The organism is Stenotrophomonas beteli, from assembly GCF_001431665.1.
Lineage (GTDB): Bacteria > Pseudomonadota > Gammaproteobacteria > Xanthomonadales > Xanthomonadaceae > Stenotrophomonas > Stenotrophomonas beteli.
In genome coordinates, this window is record NZ_LLXV01000057.1 from 68222 (window position 1) to 85311 (window position 17090).

At 67.9% G+C, this 17090-nt stretch carries 16 protein-coding genes; 10 read left to right on the forward strand and 6 right to left on the reverse strand.

Annotated elements, in window-relative coordinates; genetic code table 11:
• Window positions 1-12 precede the first annotated feature (12 nt).
• From ARC23_RS15595 to ARC23_RS15610, 4 genes are all read left to right on the forward strand, one after another.
• A complete protein-coding gene (locus ARC23_RS15595; protein WP_057498042.1) occupies window positions 13-1071 on the forward strand; it encodes a LacI family DNA-binding transcriptional regulator in 1059 nt (352 codons plus the stop codon).
• Window positions 1072-1268: 197 nt separating this feature from the next.
• On the forward strand, window positions 1269-2117 hold the full coding sequence (kduI, locus tag ARC23_RS15600; RefSeq protein ID WP_049416190.1) for a 5-dehydro-4-deoxy-D-glucuronate isomerase: 849 nt from the start codon (window positions 1269-1271) through the stop codon (window positions 2115-2117).
• A gap of 71 nt (window positions 2118-2188) precedes the next feature.
• Window positions 2189-2944, forward strand: coding sequence for a 2-dehydro-3-deoxy-D-gluconate 5-dehydrogenase KduD (kduD, locus tag ARC23_RS15605; protein ID WP_005421125.1), 756 nt, complete (start codon window positions 2189-2191; stop codon window positions 2942-2944).
• A 92-nt stretch (window positions 2945-3036) separates the two neighbouring features.
• On the forward strand, window positions 3037-4134 hold the full coding sequence (locus ARC23_RS15610; RefSeq protein WP_057498043.1) for a GDSL-type esterase/lipase family protein: 1098 nt from the start codon (window positions 3037-3039) through the stop codon (window positions 4132-4134).
• A 78-nt stretch (window positions 4135-4212) separates the two neighbouring features.
• Here ARC23_RS15610 and ARC23_RS20860 read toward each other — a convergent pair whose 3' ends face one another.
• Window positions 4213-4863 (reverse strand): DMP19 family protein, encoded by a 651-nt coding sequence (locus tag ARC23_RS20860; protein WP_152985285.1) that lies wholly within the window; start codon window positions 4861-4863, stop codon window positions 4213-4215.
• Window positions 4864-4894: 31 nt separating this feature from the next.
• Window positions 4895-5788 carry a phenylalanine 4-monooxygenase gene (phhA, locus tag ARC23_RS15620; protein WP_057498044.1) on the reverse strand — a complete coding sequence of 298 codons (894 nt, stop codon included), beginning with the start codon at window positions 5786-5788 and terminating at the stop codon, window positions 4895-4897.
• A gap of 125 nt (window positions 5789-5913) precedes the next feature.
• On the opposite strand from phhA, the gene ARC23_RS15625 reads away from it, so the two are divergent.
• Window positions 5914-6399: an Lrp/AsnC family transcriptional regulator gene (locus tag ARC23_RS15625; RefSeq protein WP_057498045.1), complete on the forward strand. Its 486-nt coding sequence runs from the start codon at window positions 5914-5916 to the stop codon at window positions 6397-6399.
• Between the two features lie 38 nt (window positions 6400-6437).
• Here ARC23_RS15625 and ARC23_RS15630 read toward each other — a convergent pair whose 3' ends face one another.
• Window positions 6438-7430, reverse strand: a complete 993-nt coding sequence (locus ARC23_RS15630) for a patatin-like phospholipase family protein (RefSeq protein WP_057498077.1) — start codon at window positions 7428-7430, stop codon at window positions 6438-6440.
• A gap of 181 nt (window positions 7431-7611) precedes the next feature.
• Window positions 7612-8631 (reverse strand): TIGR00266 family protein, encoded by a 1020-nt coding sequence (locus ARC23_RS15635; RefSeq protein ID WP_057498046.1) that lies wholly within the window; start codon window positions 8629-8631, stop codon window positions 7612-7614.
• A 158-nt stretch (window positions 8632-8789) separates the two neighbouring features.
• Here ARC23_RS15635 and ARC23_RS15640 point away from each other — a divergent pair, with 158 nt between their 5' ends.
• Window positions 8790-11060, forward strand: coding sequence for a TonB-dependent receptor (locus tag ARC23_RS15640; RefSeq protein WP_057498047.1), 2271 nt, complete (start codon window positions 8790-8792; stop codon window positions 11058-11060).
• A gap of 189 nt (window positions 11061-11249) precedes the next feature.
• On the opposite strand, the gene ARC23_RS15645 is transcribed toward ARC23_RS15640, so the two are convergent.
• Window positions 11250-12089, reverse strand: coding sequence for an acid phosphatase (locus tag ARC23_RS15645; RefSeq protein ID WP_057498048.1), 840 nt, complete (start codon window positions 12087-12089; stop codon window positions 11250-11252).
• A gap of 260 nt (window positions 12090-12349) precedes the next feature.
• Between ARC23_RS15645 and ARC23_RS15650 the strand changes: the two genes are divergently transcribed.
• Both ARC23_RS15650 and ARC23_RS15655 read left to right on the forward strand, forming a co-directional pair.
• Window positions 12350-13228, forward strand: coding sequence for a lipase family protein (locus tag ARC23_RS15650; protein ID WP_057498049.1), 879 nt, complete (start codon window positions 12350-12352; stop codon window positions 13226-13228).
• An 11-nt stretch (window positions 13229-13239) separates the two neighbouring features.
• The gene (locus ARC23_RS15655; RefSeq protein WP_057498050.1) at window positions 13240-14442 is read left to right on the forward strand and encodes a DUF4785 domain-containing protein; all 1203 of its coding nucleotides are present in this window, start codon (window positions 13240-13242) and stop codon (window positions 14440-14442) included.
• 125 nt (window positions 14443-14567) lie between these two features.
• On the opposite strand, the gene ARC23_RS15660 is transcribed toward ARC23_RS15655, so the two are convergent.
• Window positions 14568-15389 carry an ABC transporter ATP-binding protein gene (locus tag ARC23_RS15660; RefSeq protein ID WP_057498051.1) on the reverse strand — a complete coding sequence of 274 codons (822 nt, stop codon included), beginning with the start codon at window positions 15387-15389 and terminating at the stop codon, window positions 14568-14570.
• A 151-nt stretch (window positions 15390-15540) separates the two neighbouring features.
• Between ARC23_RS15660 and ARC23_RS15665 the strand changes: the two genes are divergently transcribed.
• Complete coding sequence (locus tag ARC23_RS15665) at window positions 15541-16743, forward strand: DesA family fatty acid desaturase (protein WP_057498052.1); 1203 nt, start codon at window positions 15541-15543, stop codon at window positions 16741-16743.
• A complete protein-coding gene (locus ARC23_RS15670) occupies window positions 16740-17072 on the forward strand; it encodes an EF-hand domain-containing protein (RefSeq protein ID WP_057498053.1) in 333 nt (110 codons plus the stop codon). The genes ARC23_RS15665 and ARC23_RS15670 overlap by 4 nt, the downstream gene beginning before the upstream one ends.
• The last annotated feature ends 18 nt before the right edge of the window (window positions 17073-17090 follow it).

Consider the following 17090-nt stretch of genomic DNA (forward strand, 5'->3'; position numbering starts at 1 on the left):
CGGGTTCAAAACATGTCAGTGCGCAACAAGAACGATGCCGCTACGCCGGCATTGGCGAAGGGCAAGGCAGCCACCATCAACGACATCGCGCGACTGTCGGGTGTATCCAAGAAAACGGTTTCAAGAATCATCAACAACTCGCCACTGGTGCGCAAGGACACGCGCGACAAGGTGGAAGCGCTGATGCGTGAAGTGGGCTATACGCCCGATCCACTGGCCCGCGGGCTGGCGTTCCGCCGCTCCTTCCTGATCGGCATGGTCTACGACAACCCCACCGCGCAGTACATCGTGGACATGCAGTACGGCGCGCTGGATGCATTGCGTGGATCCAGCTTCGAGCTGGTGGTGCATCCCTGTGACAGCCGCAGCCCCGGCTACATCGAAGGCGTGCGTCGCTTCGTGCAGCAGCAGAAGCTGCACGGCGTGATCCTGGTGCCGCGTGCCTCGGAAGACCAGGCGCTGGCGGACATGCTGGATGAGATCGGCTGCCGGTTTACCCGCGTGGCAGCGCTGCCGCTGGACGAAAGCTCGCAGATGGTGGTCACCCATGACCGCGATGGTGCGGCCGAAGCCGCCGACTACCTGCTCTCGCTCGGCCACCGTGACATTGCCCTGGTGACCGGTCCCAGCGCCTACCGTTCGGCCCATGAACGTACTGCCGGCTTCATCGACGCACTGTTGCAACGCGGTATCGAGCTGCCGAAGGACCGCATCATCGAGGCCGGCTACACCTTCGAATCCGGTGTAGCCGCTGCCGAGAAACTGCTGCTGGGCAAGCGCCGCCCGACCGCCATCTTCACCGGCAACGATGAAATGGCTGCCGGTATCTACAAGGTGGCGCTGCGCGCGGGCATCAACATTCCGCGCCAGCTGTCCATCGTCGGCTATGACGACAGCCCGCTGGCCTCGCGCCTGTGGCCCTCGCTGACCTCGGTGCGCCGGCACACGCGCGATACCGGGCGCACCGCCGCGGCGATGCTGATCCAGCCCGAAGGCCAGGCCGCGCTGCCCATTGCCAGCGTGCGGCCGCACCTGATCGTCCGCGATTCCTGCCAGCCGCCGGAGGATTGATCCCCCAAGGATCAATCCTGCAGGTCACGACCTCTGGTCGTAACACGCCCCTGCCCCATCCATCCGATCCACCGCGCCTGCCCGGGCCATCCCGGCATCGTGCGACGCAAAATGACACCGGTTTCCTGTCTGGCTAGAATCGACCGTGAACCGCGCCGGGGCCGACCCGTCGGCCCGCCCCCCGCTCTGGAGACGCCATGTACAGCAAGACCCATTACGCCACCCATCCCGATGCCATCCACGGTGCCAGCAACGACCAGCTGCGTGACCTGTACCTGCTCGATGGCCTGTTCAACGCCGGTGCGGTGACCCTCAAGTACACCCACTACGAGCGCTTCGTGATTGGTGGCGCCGCCCCGGTGGACGCACCGCTTGCGCTGCCGACCCAGACCGAACCCGCTTCGGCCGCAGGCCACCCATTCCTGGAGCGCCGGGAACTGGGCGTGATCAACGTCGGCAGCGGCACCGGTACGGTCACCGTGGATGGCACCGTCTACACGCTGGGTCCGAAGGACGGTCTGTACGTGGCCATGGGCAGCAAGGAGGTCGTATTCGCCTCGCAGGACGCCGCCAACCCCGCCCAGTTCTATCTGGCCTCGACCCCGGCCCATGCCCGCTTCGAAACCCGGCAGCTGTCCATCAAGGACGCCGTTGCACTGGACCGCGGCGCGCTGGAAACCAGCAACGAGCGCACCATCTACCAGTACATCGTGCCGGCCACCTGCCAGTCCTCGCAGCTGCTGCTGGGCCTGACCGTGCTGAAGCCGGGCAGCGTGTGGAACACCATGCCGCCGCACCTGCACGACCGTCGCAGCGAGGTCTACTTCTACTTCGACCTGGGCGACAGCGACCGCGTCTACCACTTCATGGGCGAACCGGACGCGCAGCGCCACATCGTGATCCAGAACAACGAAGCGGTCGTGTCGCCGCCGTGGTCGATCCACATGGGTGCCGGTACTAGCAACTACGCCTTCATCTGGGCGATGGGGGGCGAGAACCTGGACTACACCGACATGCACGTGCTGGACATCTGCCAGCTCAAGTAAGCCCGCTTGGCCGCCGCGCACCGTGTGCCGGCCGTCGACACCGCCCGTCTCTATCAAGGAACGCATACGCAATGGCTAATCCCTTCAGCCTGGAAGGCAAGGTCGCTCTGGTAACCGGTGGCAATACCGGTCTGGGCCAGGGCATCGCCGTGGCACTGGCCGCCGCTGGCGCCGACGTCGCCGTGGCCGGCATCGCCCCGCCCACCGACACCATCGAAAAGATCACCGCGCTGGGCCGCCGCTGCCTGGCCATCGAAGCCAACCTGATCAGCATCGAGCCGGTGGCGCGCGTGGTCCGCGAGACCATCGAAGGCCTGGGCGGGTTGGACATCCTGGTCAACAACGCCGGCCTGATCCGACGCGCCGATGCGGTGGACTTCAGCGAGCAGGACTGGGACGACGTGATGAACGTCAACCTCAAGTCCGCGTTCTTCATTTCGCAGGCCGCCGGCCGCCACTTCATCGAACAGGGCCACGGCAAGATCATCAACATCGCTTCGATGCTGTCCTTCCAGGGCGGTATCCGCGTGCCGTCGTACACCGCCAGCAAGAGCGGTATCGCCGGCATCACCCGGCTGCTGGCCAACGAGTGGGCGGGCAAGGGCATCAACATCAATGCCATCGCCCCGGGCTACATGGCTACCGACAATACCGCCCAGCTGCGCGCCGATGAAGCGCGCAACAAGGCGATCCTGGAGCGCATCCCGGCCGGCCGCTGGGGTACGCCGGATGACCTGGCCGGTGCGGCCGTGTTCCTGGCCTCGTCCGCGTCGGATTACATCAACGGTGCCGTGCTGCCGGTCGATGGTGGCTGGCTGGCGCGCTGACGCGGCAAGGCGGCGAACGGTGGGTGCGGACCTTGGTCCGCACCGCTTTCCCAAAGCAGCCGAGCACGGCTCGGCTCTACAAGGGCCTGGCCATGCGCAAGTTGTTGCTGCTGTTGCTGCTGTCGTGCACCACCGCACAGGCGGCGCCCGTGCGGGTCTTCATTGCCGGAGACTCCACTGCGGCCGCATACGGCCCCGAGCGCGCGCCGCAGGCCGGCTGGGGCCAGGCGCTGCAGAGCTACCTGGACCCGGCGCGCGTGGAGGTGCACAACCACGCCAAGGGCGGGCGCAGCACGCGCAGTTTCATCGAAGAAGGGCGCCTGGATGCCATCGCCGCCGAGCTGCGCCAAGGCGACGTGCTGCTGATCCAGTTCGGCCACAACGATGCGAAGTTCGAAGACCGCACGCGTTATACCGACCCGGACAGCGACTATCCGCGCCTGCTGATGCGCTACGTACAGGTCGCGCGCGGAAAGGGCGCCACGCCGGTGCTGGTCACGCCGGTGGCGCGGCTGCTGTACGACTTCGGTTCACTGCTGGACACGCATGGCCGCTACACGCAGTCGATGAAGGCCCTGGCCGCGCGCGAGCAGATTGCGCTGATTGATCTGAACGACCGCAGCACGCGCTGGATCCGCGCGCTGGGCGAACAGGGCGCGCGACCGTACTTCCTGTTCATGCCCGAACAGGACAAGGCCGACGGCACCCATTTCAGCGAGACCGGCGCCCATGCGGTGGCCTGCCTGGTACTGCGCGAGGCGGTGCCGCTGCTACCCGCGCTGCAGCCGGCGCTGGTGCGGGACATCGACTGCGACGTGATGGATGCAGGGCAAGGCGCCGGTGCGACGGGAGATTCGCAGGTCGTGCACGAAGGCACGATTGCGCGCATGCAGCCCGGCCCGCATGGCGGCGGCGGGCCCACCACCGCGTATCCGTTCTTTGCCGGCGCGGCGGACCTGCCCTTCGTGCTGCGCAAGCGCGTGCTGCACAAGGGCGCGGGTATCGGCCTGCATCCGCAGCACAAGGATGAGATCTACTACATCGTCAGTGGGCAGGGCAGCTACGTGCTGGACGGCAGGCAGTACGACGTGCACGCCGGGCACGCGCTGCTGACCCGCAAGGGCAGCCGCCATGCGCTGCAGCAGGTGGGTGAGGAGGACCTGGTGCTGCTGCTGGCGTACCCGCGCTGATCCTGTAGAGCCGGGCCTATGCTCGGCTGTCCTGCATCCGGTTGATCGCAGCCGAGCATGGGCTCGGCTCTACACGGGCTACAGCCGCTCTGCACCGAAGTGCAGCAGGCCCAGCCGGGCAAGGTCTTCCGGGCGTTCGAAATAGGCGTCCTCGAACGCCTCCAGCGCCTGCTGTTCGTCTTCGCTCAGCGCGTCGTACAGGTCAGCCAGTTCTTCGATCGCCGGGTCGTCCTCCAGCCGATCCAGCAGCCCGCGCATGCCGGCCAGGATCGCGTGGGTCTGCATCGCGCCCATCGCCTGCAGCGCACGCAACGCCAGCTGGCAGGTGGGGTCGCCCCAGTTGCACTGGAACTGCATGAAGCCGCCGTTGTTGATGTCCGCTTCCATGCGCCACAGCGCTACCAGCTGCTGGTCCTCATCGGACAGCGCGTCCAGCGTCCATCCGGCGCCCTTCAACCGCGCCAGCGCGGCATCGTAGCGGTCTTCCCAGACTTGGTTGGGGATATTGACCACACCTTCTTCGCGTGCCGGCAGCAATGCCGGCCAGTTCACGCCCAGGCCATCGGCGGTGGTGACCCACTGCGCGCGCTGCCCGGCATCGGCTTCGAACAACGCAGGTGCCCAGCGCAGCGGCTGTCGGGTGCGCCGGCCATCGGCCAGGGCCAGCAGGATGAAGTCGTCGTCGAAAGCGACGTTGGTCACGCGCAGGGCGGCACACACATCGGTCATGCCGCGCAGGATACCCGCGCGCCGGCCCGCCTCACACGTCGCCGCCGTCGGCCCAGCCTTCACCCGTGCCCTTCTGGAACACGCGGTCGTCGTCCTGCACATCACCGGCAGGCAGGTGCGCCTGGTCGGCCAGTGCTGCGTAGATCGGAGTGAAGTCCGGTGACGTCGCCTGCATCAGCTGTTCAAAGCTGTCGATGACGAAGTAGGTCTTCTGGAAGGTGTCGATGCGGTACTTGGTGCGCATGATCCGCTGCAGGTCGAAACCGATGCGGTTGGGCGCGGCCGATTCCAGCGAGTACAGCGACTCGCCCTTGGACGACACGATGCCGGCACCGTAGATGCGCAGGCCGTCGGGCGTATCGATCAGGCCGAACTCCACCGTGTACCAGTACAGGCGGGTCAGGTTCTGCAGCGCATCCGGACCGATGGCGTGGGCCTTGACGCCACCACGGCCGTACGCCTCCATGTAGTCGGCGAACACCGGGTTCATCAGCAGCGGTACGTGGCCGAACAGATCGTGGAACAGGTCCGGTTCGGCGATGTAGTCGATCTGGTCCGGGCGGCGGATCCACCAGGTCACCGGGAAACGGCGGTTGGCCAGGTGGTCGAAGAAATCCAGTTCCGGCAACAGGCCTTCGACGCCGACCACGGTCCAGCCGGTGGCCGCGCCCAGTACTTCGTTGAGCTGGTCGAAGCGCGGAATCATGTGCGCGCTCATGCCCATCTCGTCCTGTGCATCCAGGAATTCCTGGCAGGCGCGGCCGACCAGCAACTCGCGCTGGCGCTGGTACAGCGTGCTCCAGGTGGCATGGTCGTCGGCGCTGTAGGTCTCCCACGGCTGCTCGACGAGCGCGGTGGTGTACACCGGCACGTAGCCCTTGTCGGTCTGCTGGTGTTCGACGCGGCGGGGCTGGGCGAGGTCCATGGGGCACTCCTTGAAGGGATAGCCACGATGCTAGGCCAGGGGCCGCGCAACAGGGTTGCAAAAGTTGCGTCGATTGGCCTTGTTGGCGCAATATCCTTGCGTACTCACCATGTTGCGGGGCAACAATGGCCGGAGAAGTCCAGTTCGATCGCACGGATATACGCCTGCTGGCTGAAATCCAGCGGGATGGGCGCGCCACCAACGCCGAACTGGCGGCGCGGGTGAATCTTTCGCCCTCGGCCTGCCTGCGCCGCCTGCAGCGGCTGGAAAGCGAGGGCGTGATCGTCGGCTACGGCGCGCGGCTGGAGCCACGGCAGCTGCGCCTGGGCCTGCAGGCCTTCGTGCGCGTGCAGCTGGAGAAGCACGACCAGGCCGCCATCGGCCATTTCGTGGACAGCGTGCAGGGCTGGGACGAGGTGGTGGCCTGCCACGCCCTGACCGGCGACATGGATTATCTGCTGCACGTCTATGTGCGCGACCTGGAGCACTTCTCGCGCTTCCTGCTGGACCGCCTGCTCAACGCCGGCGGCGTGGCCGATGCCAACTCCAGCTTCGTGCTGCGCACGGTGAAGGGGTTCCAGGCGCTGCCGCTGTCGCAGCTGGAGCCCTGAGCGACCCCGGGCGGTGCCGGGGGCCCGGCCTCAACCGATCAGCACTTGTCCTTGCGGCCCATCAGCTTGCCCAGGCGCGAGGCTTCCTCGCACTTCGGCGCGGCCACCGGAGCCGGAGCAGCGGCAGCGGCGCGTGCCTTCTGCAGCTGCTGGATCCTGGCGCGGATCTGCGGCATCGCGGCCATCGCGGCCTTTTCGCCTTCCAGGATCGCCGTGCCGCGCTGGCTGAAATCGGCAGCGCCGATGTCCAGCACCTTCGGCCGGATGACGATGTCGGCGCGTGCCAGTTCCTGCTCGCCCAGGCGCTGGCCCATGATCGAGATGGACTGGTTGACGATGCCCAGCATGCCGGTCGGTGCCTTGCCGCTGGCCTTGCTGGAGATGTCCACGGCGATCACGAAGTCGGCGCCGAGCTGGCGCGCGGCATCCACCGGCACCGGGCTGACCACGCCGCCGTCGATGTAGTTGCGGCCGCCGATCTTCACCGGTTCGAACACGCCGGGAATGCTGCTCGAGGCGCGCACGGCCTGGCCGACGTTGCCGCGCACGAAGATCGCGCGCTCGCCGGTTTCCAGCTGGGTGGCGACGGCGGCGAACGGCTTCTTCAGGCGCTCGGCCGGGCGGTTGGCCACCTGTTCGTTGACGTAATCCTGCAGCTTCTGGCCCTGCACCAGGCCGCCGGAGAACAGGCGCACGTCGCGGATGCTGGCTTCATCCAGCGCCACCGCCCGGCTCTGCATCTGGAACGCGTCCATGCCGCTGGCATACAGGGCGCCGACCACGCTGCCGGCACTGGTGCCGGACACCACCACCGGTTCGAAGCCGTTGGCCTCGAGCATCTTGATCACGCCGATGTGGGCAAAGCCCTTGGCCGCGCCGCCACCGAGGGCGATGCCGATCTTCACCGGCTTGGCCTGCGGCACCGCCGTGGGCGCCGGCGGCGGCGTTGGGCGCACCGGGTCGCCGCCGCACCCGGCCAGCAGGCCGATCAGGGCGACGGACAGCAGCATGCGGGGGCGGAACAGGCTCATCGGCAGTGCGCTCACGGCGCCGGAATCGGGAAAGGGCGCCAGCATACCGAAGCGGCGGCGGGGCGGGCAGGGTGGGGGAGTTACCTATTCAGCAAGGTAGTGCCGGCCGCTGGCCGGCAATGGCCGGGATGCTGGCAGGTGCAGGAGGTTGCCGGCCAGCGGCCGGCACTACCGGAGCCGGTCAGAACCGGTTGTCACCGTCCAGGATGCGCCCGATCCCGCCCAGCACCGAGCCTTCGCCACGGCTCTGGCCGCCGCCCTGCGGCGCGGCCATCCACATGCGGCCTGCCAGGCGCGAGAACGGCAGCGACTGCAGCCAGACCTTGCCGGGCCCGGTCAGCGTGGCCAGGAACACGCCTTCGCCGCCGAACAGCATGCTCTTGATGCCGGCCACCCGGCGCACGTCCATGTCCACGGTCGGGTGGTAGGCCACCACGCAGCCGGTATCCACGTCCAGGCGCTCGCCGGCGGCCAGCTCGCGCTCGACCACGCAGCCGCCGGCGTGGATGAACACCCAGCCGTCGCCCTCCAGCTTCTGCATGATGAAGCCCTCGCCGCCGAACAGGCCGGTCATGATCCTGCGCTGGAACTGCACGCCGATCTGCACCCCGCGCGCGCCCGCCAGGAAGCTGTCCTTCTGGCACACCAGGCGGCCGCCATGCTGGTCCAGCTTCATGGCCAGCACCGTGCCGGGGTAGGGCGCGGCGAAGGCGACCTTGGCCTTGCCCTGGCCGGTATGGGTGTACAGCGTGGCGAACAGACTCTCGCCGGTCAGCACGCGCTTGCCGGCCGCCATCACCTTGCCCATGAAGCCGCCGCCCTGGCCGCTGTGCGAGCCGTCGCCGAACACGGTGTCCATCTGTACCGAAGCGTCCTTGAACATCAGCGCGCCGGCTTCGGCCACCGCGCTTTCACCGGGGTCCAGCTCGATTTCCACGAACTGCATCTCGTGGCCGACGATGCGGAACTCGATGTCGTCGGCCCGCCCGCTGGCGCCGGCCGGGACCGGCGGCGGGGTGTTGGGCATGCCCGGGGCCGGCGACTGCAGCTCGGCTACCTCGGTGATCGGTGCCCAGCCGCTCATGCCCTGGCACCAGGCCAGGGCGCGCGGGTTGGCCTGCGCGTAGCGGCGCGCAGCCTCGTCATCAAGCGGGCCGATGCGTTCGGCCTGGGCGGAGGCATGGAAGTACCACTGGGTCATGGCGGCGGGTCTGTCGCGGTGGAAACCCCGAGTCTAGCGGGCGGCCGGGGGCGCGGGCGACGACGCCATGAACGGCCGGCATTTGCGGCGCAGGTGCTGTATTGCAACAATTATCTGGTAGCGCCGTTTTACCACCCCTCCAAACACAGCCTACCGCCATGTCCCCGACCCGCACTTCCCGTGGCCGATTTCCGGTCGCGCGCCCCCTCGTTGCCGCTCTTTCCGCCCTGCTGCCGCTGGTAGCAGCCGCCCAGGAAACCCCCGCTGCCAAGGATCCGGTTGCCCTCGATGCCCTGCAGGTGACCGCGCAGCGCCGCGTCGAGAACGCCAAGGACGTACCGGTCGCACTGAGCGCGATCCAGGGCGAGAAGCTGGATGTGCTCGGTTCGGCCGGCGATGACATCCGCTTCCTGGCCGCGCGCGTGCCCAGCCTCAACATCGAATCGTCCTACGGCCGTGCTTTCCCGCGCTTCTACATCCGCGGCCTGGGCAACACCGACTTCGACCTCAATGCCTCGCAGCCGGTATCGCTGGTGTATGACGACGTGGTGCAGGAAAGCCCGCTGCTGAAGGGCTTCCCGCTGTTCGACCTGGCCAACGTGGAAGTGCTGCGCGGCCCGCAGGGCACGCTGTTCGGCCGCAACACGCCGGCCGGCGTGGTCAAGTTCGATTCGGCGCGCCCGTCGCAGGATGCCGACGGCTACCTGCGCGTCGGCTACGGCAGCTACAACAGCTGGAACGTGCAGGGCGCCTATGGCGGCCCGCTGACCGACCGTTGGTCGGCACGCGTCTCGGCCATCTACCAGCGCCGCGACGACTGGGTCGACAACACCCGCGCCGGCGCGCCCAACAGTGGTTTCGAGGGGTATGACGAAGCTGCCGGCCGCGTGCAGTTCCTGTACGAAGGCGATGACTTCGAGGCGCTGTTCAACCTGCACAAGCGCAAGCTCAACGGCACCGCGCGCCTGTTCCGCGCCAACATCATCCAGAAGGGCAGCAATGCGCTGGTCGAGAACTTCGACCGCGACAAGGTGGCCAACGACGGCGTCAACTTCTCCGACCTGGAAACCTGGGGCGGCAGCGCGCGCCTGCAGTGGAACCTCGGCTCGGTGACCCTGCACTCGATCACCGGCTACGAGACCGCCGAATCGCTCAACCGTGGCGATATCGACGGTGGCTACGGCGCAGCCTTCCTCGGTGCCGGCAACTCCGGCCCGGGCCTGATCCCGTTCTCGTCCGAATCGGCCGACGGCCTGCCGCATCACCGCCAGTGGACCCAGGAATTCCGCATCGAGTCCAACGAGTGGGGCCGCTTCGACTGGCAGGCCGGCGTCTTCTACTTCGATGAAGACGTGACCATCAACAACTTCAACTACGACTCGCTGACCGCGGGCAATCCGCAGACCGGCCACGTGGTGCAGAACCAGCGCAACAAGGCCTGGGCGGTGTTCGCCTCGGGCGACTTCGACGTCACCGATCGCTTCAAGCTGCGTGCCGGCGTGCGCTACACCCAGGACAAGAAGGACTTCAGCGCCAGCGTGCTGCAGGCCGTTCCGTTCGGCACCCCGGTCAGTGGCCCATACCTGGCCAACACTGACGTCAACGACGTCAGCTGGGATCTCAGCGGCGTGTACAAGCTGACCGACGACATCAACGCCTACGCCCGCGTCGCCAAGGGCTTCCGCGCGCCGTCAATCCAGGGCCGCCTGGCCTTCGCCCCGGGCCTGTCGCAGGCCGATTCGGAGAAGGTCATCTCGTACGAGGCCGGCATCAAGGCCGACCTGTTCGAGCGCCGCGCGCGCCTGGGCCTGAGCGTGTTCCGCTACGACGTCGATGGCCAGCAGCTGATCGCCGTGGGCGGTTCCAACAACACCGCCACCCTGCTCAACGCCGACAAGACCATCGGCCAGGGCGTCGAGCTGGACCTGGAGGCCTACCTGGCCGACAACGTCCTGCTGACCTTCGGCAGCAGCTACAACGACACCGAGATCAAGGACAAGAACCTGGCGGTGGCGATCTGCGGCGGCGGCTGCACCATCACCGACCCGACCACCGTGATCGGTGGGCAGACCTACGCGCTGGTCAACGGCAATCCGCTGCCGCAGGCACCGAAGTGGATCCACAACATGACCCTGCGCGTGGGCTTCCCGCTGACCGATGGCAGCGAGCTGTACGCCTACACGGATTGGGCCTACCGCAGCCCGGTGAACTTCTTCATCTACGAGTCGCCGGAGTTCCGCAGCCGCAGTTCGCTGGAAGGTGGCCTGCGCCTGGGCTACAACTGGGAGTACGGCCAGTACGACGTGGCCGTGTTCGGCCGCAACCTGACCAACCAGACCCGCGTGGTCGGTGCGATCGACTTCAACAACCTGACCGGCTTCCTCAACGAGCCGCGTACCTGGGGCGTGGAGTTCACCGCCAAGTTCTGATGTGGGTGCTGCCGAGAGGCAATGAAGAAGGGCCGGCGCAATGCCGGCCCTTCTGTTTCACAGCCACCGGGTGCCGAATGGGGTCAGAGCGCTTTCCAGCGGAAAGGGATCCGACCCCGATGGCACCGGCATTCCGCGCTGGGGCCAGATCCCTTTCCGAAGGGAAGGGCTCTGACACCGGATCGCTGCTTACAGCGCGCTCTGCGGGCGCACCTTCAGCACCGCATTTTCGGTGGCGCAGTCGCGGCTGGAATGCAGGCCGGCCTTGCGCGCGGCAGCGATTTCCCTGCGTGCGGCCAGCAGATCCTTCTGGAACGCGGCGTTGTCGTGCAGGCGGGCCACGGCGGCGGCGCCCATGAAACGGCCTTCCAGGATGTCGCTCTGCCAATGCACGTTGCACACCAGGCGGCTTTCGCCGTAGTTGCGGCCGCGGGCCTGGATCGCATCGGCGCGGTCCGGTGCGATCTCCGACAGGATCAGTGCCCAGGCCCAGCCGATCGAGGTGTGGCCGGACGGGTAGGAGCCATTCTTGCGCAGGCCGTCCTCGTCCTTCGGCGAACAGGTCGGCTCACCGTTGACCATGAACGGGCGAGGGCGCTGGTAGTGGTTCTTGGCGGCCTTGGTGGCGGCACTGGCGTCGATCCGGCTGCGCTCCAGCAGGCGGTACAGCGCGGGAGTCTTCACCGCATCGACGTCGATGTCGGCGGCGCAGGAAAAGTGGTTGGCGCCTTCCGGGAAGCCAAGTTCGGCATCGACGCCGGCCTGGGCGAAGCGCGGGCTGCCGCGCAGCGCGCGGGCTTCACGGCTGACCTGTTCGTCCAGGGCGAGGGCGGCCGAACCGGCCACCGGCGGTGCAGGCACCAGGCCGAGGCTGGCCGGAACCGCGTCCTTGTCCAGATAGCCCACCGCCTTGGTGGTGATGTTGGCTTCGACGGTCGTCGGCTTGGCGGCGGTGGCGGCACAACCGGCCAGGGCCACGGCAACGGCGAGGCCGAGCAGGGCGCGGGCGGGGTGGGAAATCGGCGACATGGATGGGCTCCGGAGGAAAACTTCGCGTCATGATCGCAGCCCGGATACGACACCGCAGTGGCCGTCGGTCATACGGCCAGACCCGGCATGGTCATTGCCGCGATATGAAAAACGTCATCGAGTGGCCTCAGTCTCCTGAATCCGGGCGCAGCGCACGGACTTTCACGCCGCTGCACCGCGAGCATCGGCACAGCGGCAAGCGCCAGGGCCGTCCAGTTCCAGCCGGGTCGGGGGGATCCGCAGACAGAGGGAGAGAAGCGATGCGCAGCACCGCAACAGGAAGTACCGTCCTGGCCCTGCTCCTCGGGCTTGCAGCAACGCCGGCGCAGGCCGCCGACGTGGTCGGCGTGGCCTTCGTGCATGGCACCGGCGCGCAGACCAATGCCACCCAGGACTACTGGCAGCCGGCGATCATCGACACCGTGCGCCAGGGCCTGCCGAACAGCAGCAACTACGTGGTCATCAACTGCGACTTCACCCAGTACATGTGGAAGCCGGAGGCCGCCGGCTGCCTGGCCAACCAGCTGACCGGCTTCATCGACAGCCGTGGCATCACCCAGCTGGTGGTGATCACCCACTCCAACGGCGGCAACGTGGTGCGCTGGATCCTGTCCAACCCGACCTACGACAGCCGCTATCCGAAGATCATCCGCACCGTGCGCAAGGTCACCGCGCTGGCGCCGTCTTCGGCGGGTACGCCGCTGGCCGATGCGGTGCTCAACGGCAACACCTTCGAGACCTCGCTGGGCTGGCTGCTGGGCTACAAGAACGACGCGGTGCGGCAGCAACAGGTGGCGAGCATGGCCACCTACAACGCGCAGAACCTCTATGGCACGGCCGGTCGCCCGGCGTTGCCCAAACCGTTCCGTGCGGTGGTCGGCAGCGATGTGGAATCGGCGGTATGGGACAGCAACAGCTACTGCGGTGGCTACGCCGCCAATGTCGGCCTGGAGTTCACCCAGAACTGGCTGTCGTCCTGCTCCGATGGCTTCCTGGAGTGCAGCAGCCAGAAGGCCGCAGGCACCACCTGGTTCACCGACAAGGCGCGTACCCAGGGTGCCGAACCACTCAGCCACAACCAGAGCCGCCGTGAGTGCTTCGGCCTCGGCACCCTGCTGCGCAACGACCTGACCCAGTGAGGGAGACGACCATGACGAATCATTCCACTCTGCTGGCCGGCGCCGTCCTGGCAGTGCTGTCCCTTTCCGCAGCCCAGGCCGCGCAGCCGTTGCAGGCGGCCCGCGCGGGCGATCAGGTGCCGGCCGCCCTGGTGGCCGCGCCGCTGCCCACCGATGAAAGCGAACACGCGCCGCTGGCCTTTGCCTGGGCGCTGGACCCGGCACAACCGTTGCAGGCCGCAACACCGTATGCCTCGGTCAGCCGCAGCTACTGGCAGCAGGTCGATGGCACGCAGCTGCAACGTGGCGTCGACCTGCCGCTGACTGCTGCGGACGCCGTCATCCAGCTGAGCCCGGCCGCAGGTGCCCGCGCGCTGCCGGCCAACACCCTGCAGGTGCGCGATCCGGCCGGCCGCAGCAGCGTGGCGCGCAGTGTCGATGCGCGCGCGCTGCAGGACGCCGGCATGCCGGTGAGGGACGGCAGCAGCATGCTGCGCACCGGCGCGACCAGTGCCGCCGGTGCGTACACGCTGCAGAGTACGCAGGCGCAGGGACGCTATGTGGTGCAGGTACTGGAGCCGAACAGCCCATTGCGGCTGGAGGTGCAGGCCAACCAGGCGCAGGTGCTGGCCGGTGGCAACGTGCAGCTGCAGGCACGCCTGCTGGAAGACGGCGCCACCACCGTGCAGTTGGCATCGCGTCGTGGCGGCCTGGGTGGTGAAGCGCTGCTCGTCGCACCCGATGGCCGCAGCTGGCCGCAGCGCCTGCTGCGCACCACCGATGGCGCCCTGCGCGCGCAGGTGCGGATTCCGGCCGATGTCGGCACCGTGCAGGGGCTATGGGAACTGCAGGTGTTCGCCCAGGCCGATGGCGTGCTGCGCGATGGCAAGGTGGCCTTCGCGGTGGCACGGCCGACCGCGCGCTTCAGTGGCCAGGCGGCACCAGACCCGGCCAGCCGCCAGGTGGCGCTGCCGGTGCAGGTGGCCGCTGCCGGCCGCTACGAGGCGCGTGGCACGCTGTATGCCACTGCCCGCGATGGCCAGTTGAAGCCGGTTGCCCAGGCGCACGCGGCGGCGTGGTTCGATGGCCCGGGTGCTGGCCAGCTGGTGCTGCCGTTCGACCAGGCCGCGTTGCCGGTTGGCTTCGGCGCACCGTACGAGCTGCGTGATCTGCAGCTGCAGGATCAGAGCCGGATGGCGCCGATCGAATCGCGCGCGCTGGCGTTGCGGTTCTGAGGTTGCGTGCAGCGGGCCGGGTTCCGGCCCGCTGCATTGCATCCTGTAGGGCCGAGCCCATGCTCGGCTGCCGATTGCCGTGATCAGGAGCAGCCGCGCGTGGGCTCGGCTCAAAGGCATGCCGATCACCCCGCGTACGCAGTCAGCCGGCCTTCCTGCTCGCAGACGGTGATTGCGCCGCCGAACACGGCCGACAGGGGCTCACTGCGCAACAGCTCGGCGCGGGTGCCATCGGCCAGCACGCGGCCATCGCGCAGCAGCACCACGCGCTCGATCTCGGGAATGATCTCTTCGATGTGGTGGGTCACCAGCACCAGGGTGATGCCCTGCTGCGCCAGCACGCGCATGGTCGCCACCAGCTGCTCGCGGGCGACCAGGTCAAGGCCGGTGGACGGCTCGTCCAGCAGCAGCGCCTGTGGCCGGTTGACCAGTGCGCGGGCGATCAGCACGCGGCGGGTCTCGCCGGCCGACAGCTCGGCATAGGCGCGTTCACGCAGGGACAGCGCTCCGGTCATCGCCAGCGTCTCGACGGCGCGCGCGCGCATGTCGGCGGTCACTTCGCGGAAGGCCGGCACCACATAGCTGGCAAAGAAGCCGGACAGGACCGCCTGTTCCACGGTCAGCCCCGGCATGTCGGCCAGGTTGCTGCTGAGATCACCGGTGACGATGCCCAGCTGCGAGCGCAGCCGGTCCACCTGCCAGCGGTTCTGGCCCAGCACCTTCACGGCCACCGCGCCGTCGCCCTGGGCCAGCGGATACAGCTCGCGGGTGATCAGCTTGATGAAGGTCGACTTGCCGCAGCCGTTGGGGCCGAGCAGGGCAGTGTGCTGGCCCTGCGCGATGCGCAGGCTGAGCCCGTGCAGCACCTTCACCTGGCCACGGACCACGGTGGCGCGGTCCAGTTCGATCAAGGGCGGCAGCCCGGCGGCGGGCAGAGCGCCGGTCATGGCGCTGGTGCGTTGATCAAGGCTCGACAACTCAGGTCCCCAACTGTGAACGGTGCCACGGAAGGCGGTGGCAATCACCGCCGCAGGGATGCAGTTTGCAACGCAAGCGCCCATCATGTCTGCCATCGCCCCGTCGATCCGGAGAGCCGCCATGCCTGATGCCCTGATGTCCCTGTTGACCGGTGGTGTGCTCGGCCTGGGCGGCTGGGCCCTGCTGGTGGTGCTGCTGGTGTTCACCCAGCTCACCATCTTCTCGGTGACCCTGTACCTGCATCGCAGCCAGGCCCATCGGGGCGTCGACTTCCATCCGGCGTTGGCCCATGTGTTCCGCTTCTGGCTATGGCTGACCACCTCGATGATCACCCGCGAGTGGGTGGCCATCCATCGCAAGCACCACGCCAAGGTGGAGACCGAGGACGACCCGCACAGCCCGGTCACCCGCGGCATCGGCACCGTGTTCTGGCGCGGCGTGGAGCTGTATCGCGAGGCGCGTGGGATGCGCGCGGACATCGAGCAGTACGGGCGCGGCACGCCGGACGACGCGATCGAGCGCTACCTGTATACCCCGCACGCCACGCTCGGCCCGGTACTGTTGTTCGCGGTCAACAGCATGTTGTTCGGCCTGCCTGGCGTGGCGCTGTGGGCGATCCAGATGGCCTGGATCCCGTTCTGGGCGGCCGGCGTGGTCAATGGCCTGGGCCACTGGTGGGGCTACCGCAACTACGAATCGGCCGATACCTCCACCAACCTCACCCCGTGGGGGTTCTGGATCGGCGGCGAGGAGCTGCACAACAACCATCATGCCTTCCCCAGTTCGGCGCGCTTTGCGATGCGACGCTGGGAGTTCGACATCGGCTGGAGCGCGATCCGCCTGCTGCAGGCGCTGCGCCTGGCCAGGGTGCTGCGGGTGGCGCCGGCCATGGACGTACGCCCGAATATCGCCGTGCCCGACGCCGAGACCCTCAAGGCGCTGCTGTCGCACCGCTTCCAGGCGATGACCGACTACCAGCGCAACGTGTTCATGCCGGCGCTGCGCGAGGAAGCCAGCCACGCCGGCGCCAGGCTGCGCCGCCTGCTGCCGCGCCGGTTGCGCCGTGGCCTGGTCAACGATGGGCGCTGGCTGAAACCGGACAGCCGCGCCCAGCTCAGCGAGTGGGTGGCGCAACGCCCGCGCATCCGCACCCTGGTCGAGTACCGCGCGCGGCTGGCGGCGCTGCTGGAGGCGCGTGGCCACGATGCCGCCGAGCGCCTGCGCCAGCTGCAGGCCTGGTGCCATGAAGCCGAGGAAAGCGGAATCGCAGCATTGCAGGCCTACGCCGCGCGTCTGAAGGGCTACCGGCTGGTGGGTGGGTGAGGGCAGGGTATGCGCTGCTGCTGGCGGTGCTGCTGCCGGGCGCGGCGCCGGCCCAGATTACCGACACCGCCAGCTACCTGCAGCGGATGGACAGCGATGGCGACGGCAAGGTCAGCGAGGCCGAGTACGTGCAGTGGATGCTGTATGCCTTCGATCGCATGGACCGCAATGGTGACGGCGTGCTGGGCGCCGACGAGCTGCCCGGTGGAAAGGGCAGGGCGATCAGCCGCGAGCAGCAGCGCCAGGTGATCGTGCAGCGCTTCCACAAGCAGGACGCCAATGGCGATGGCTTCCTCGATGCCCGCGAACTGGCGGCGCCGCCACGCTGAGCGGGCGTAGAATCGGTT

Bases quoted from the DNA above. Each gene is read 5' to 3' on its own strand.
- ARC23_RS15595 (WP_057498042.1), top strand. From the start codon at position 13: ATGTCAGTGCGCAACAAGAACGATGCCGCTACGCCGGCATTGGCGAAG.
- kduI (WP_049416190.1), top strand. From the start codon at position 1,269: ATGTACAGCAAGACCCATTACGCCACCCATCCCGATGCCATCCACGGT.
- kduD (WP_005421125.1), top strand. From the start codon at position 2,189: ATGGCTAATCCCTTCAGCCTGGAAGGCAAGGTCGCTCTGGTAACCGGT.
- ARC23_RS15610 (WP_057498043.1), top strand. From the start codon at position 3,037: ATGCGCAAGTTGTTGCTGCTGTTGCTGCTGTCGTGCACCACCGCACAG.
- ARC23_RS20860 (WP_152985285.1), bottom strand. From the start codon at position 4,863: ATGACCGATGTGTGTGCCGCCCTGCGCGTGACCAACGTCGCTTTCGAC.
- phhA (WP_057498044.1), bottom strand. From the start codon at position 5,788: ATGGACCTCGCCCAGCCCCGCCGCGTCGAACACCAGCAGACCGACAAG.
- ARC23_RS15625 (WP_057498045.1), top strand. From the start codon at position 5,914: ATGGCCGGAGAAGTCCAGTTCGATCGCACGGATATACGCCTGCTGGCT.
- ARC23_RS15630 (WP_057498077.1), bottom strand. From the start codon at position 7,430: ATGAGCCTGTTCCGCCCCCGCATGCTGCTGTCCGTCGCCCTGATCGGC.
- ARC23_RS15635 (WP_057498046.1), bottom strand. From the start codon at position 8,631: ATGACCCAGTGGTACTTCCATGCCTCCGCCCAGGCCGAACGCATCGGC.
- ARC23_RS15640 (WP_057498047.1), top strand. From the start codon at position 8,790: ATGTCCCCGACCCGCACTTCCCGTGGCCGATTTCCGGTCGCGCGCCCC.
- ARC23_RS15645 (WP_057498048.1), bottom strand. From the start codon at position 12,089: ATGTCGCCGATTTCCCACCCCGCCCGCGCCCTGCTCGGCCTCGCCGTT.
- ARC23_RS15650 (WP_057498049.1), top strand. From the start codon at position 12,350: ATGCGCAGCACCGCAACAGGAAGTACCGTCCTGGCCCTGCTCCTCGGG.
- ARC23_RS15655 (WP_057498050.1), top strand. From the start codon at position 13,240: ATGACGAATCATTCCACTCTGCTGGCCGGCGCCGTCCTGGCAGTGCTG.
- ARC23_RS15660 (WP_057498051.1), bottom strand. From the start codon at position 15,389: ATGACCGGCGCTCTGCCCGCCGCCGGGCTGCCGCCCTTGATCGAACTG.
- ARC23_RS15665 (WP_057498052.1), top strand. From the start codon at position 15,541: ATGCCTGATGCCCTGATGTCCCTGTTGACCGGTGGTGTGCTCGGCCTG.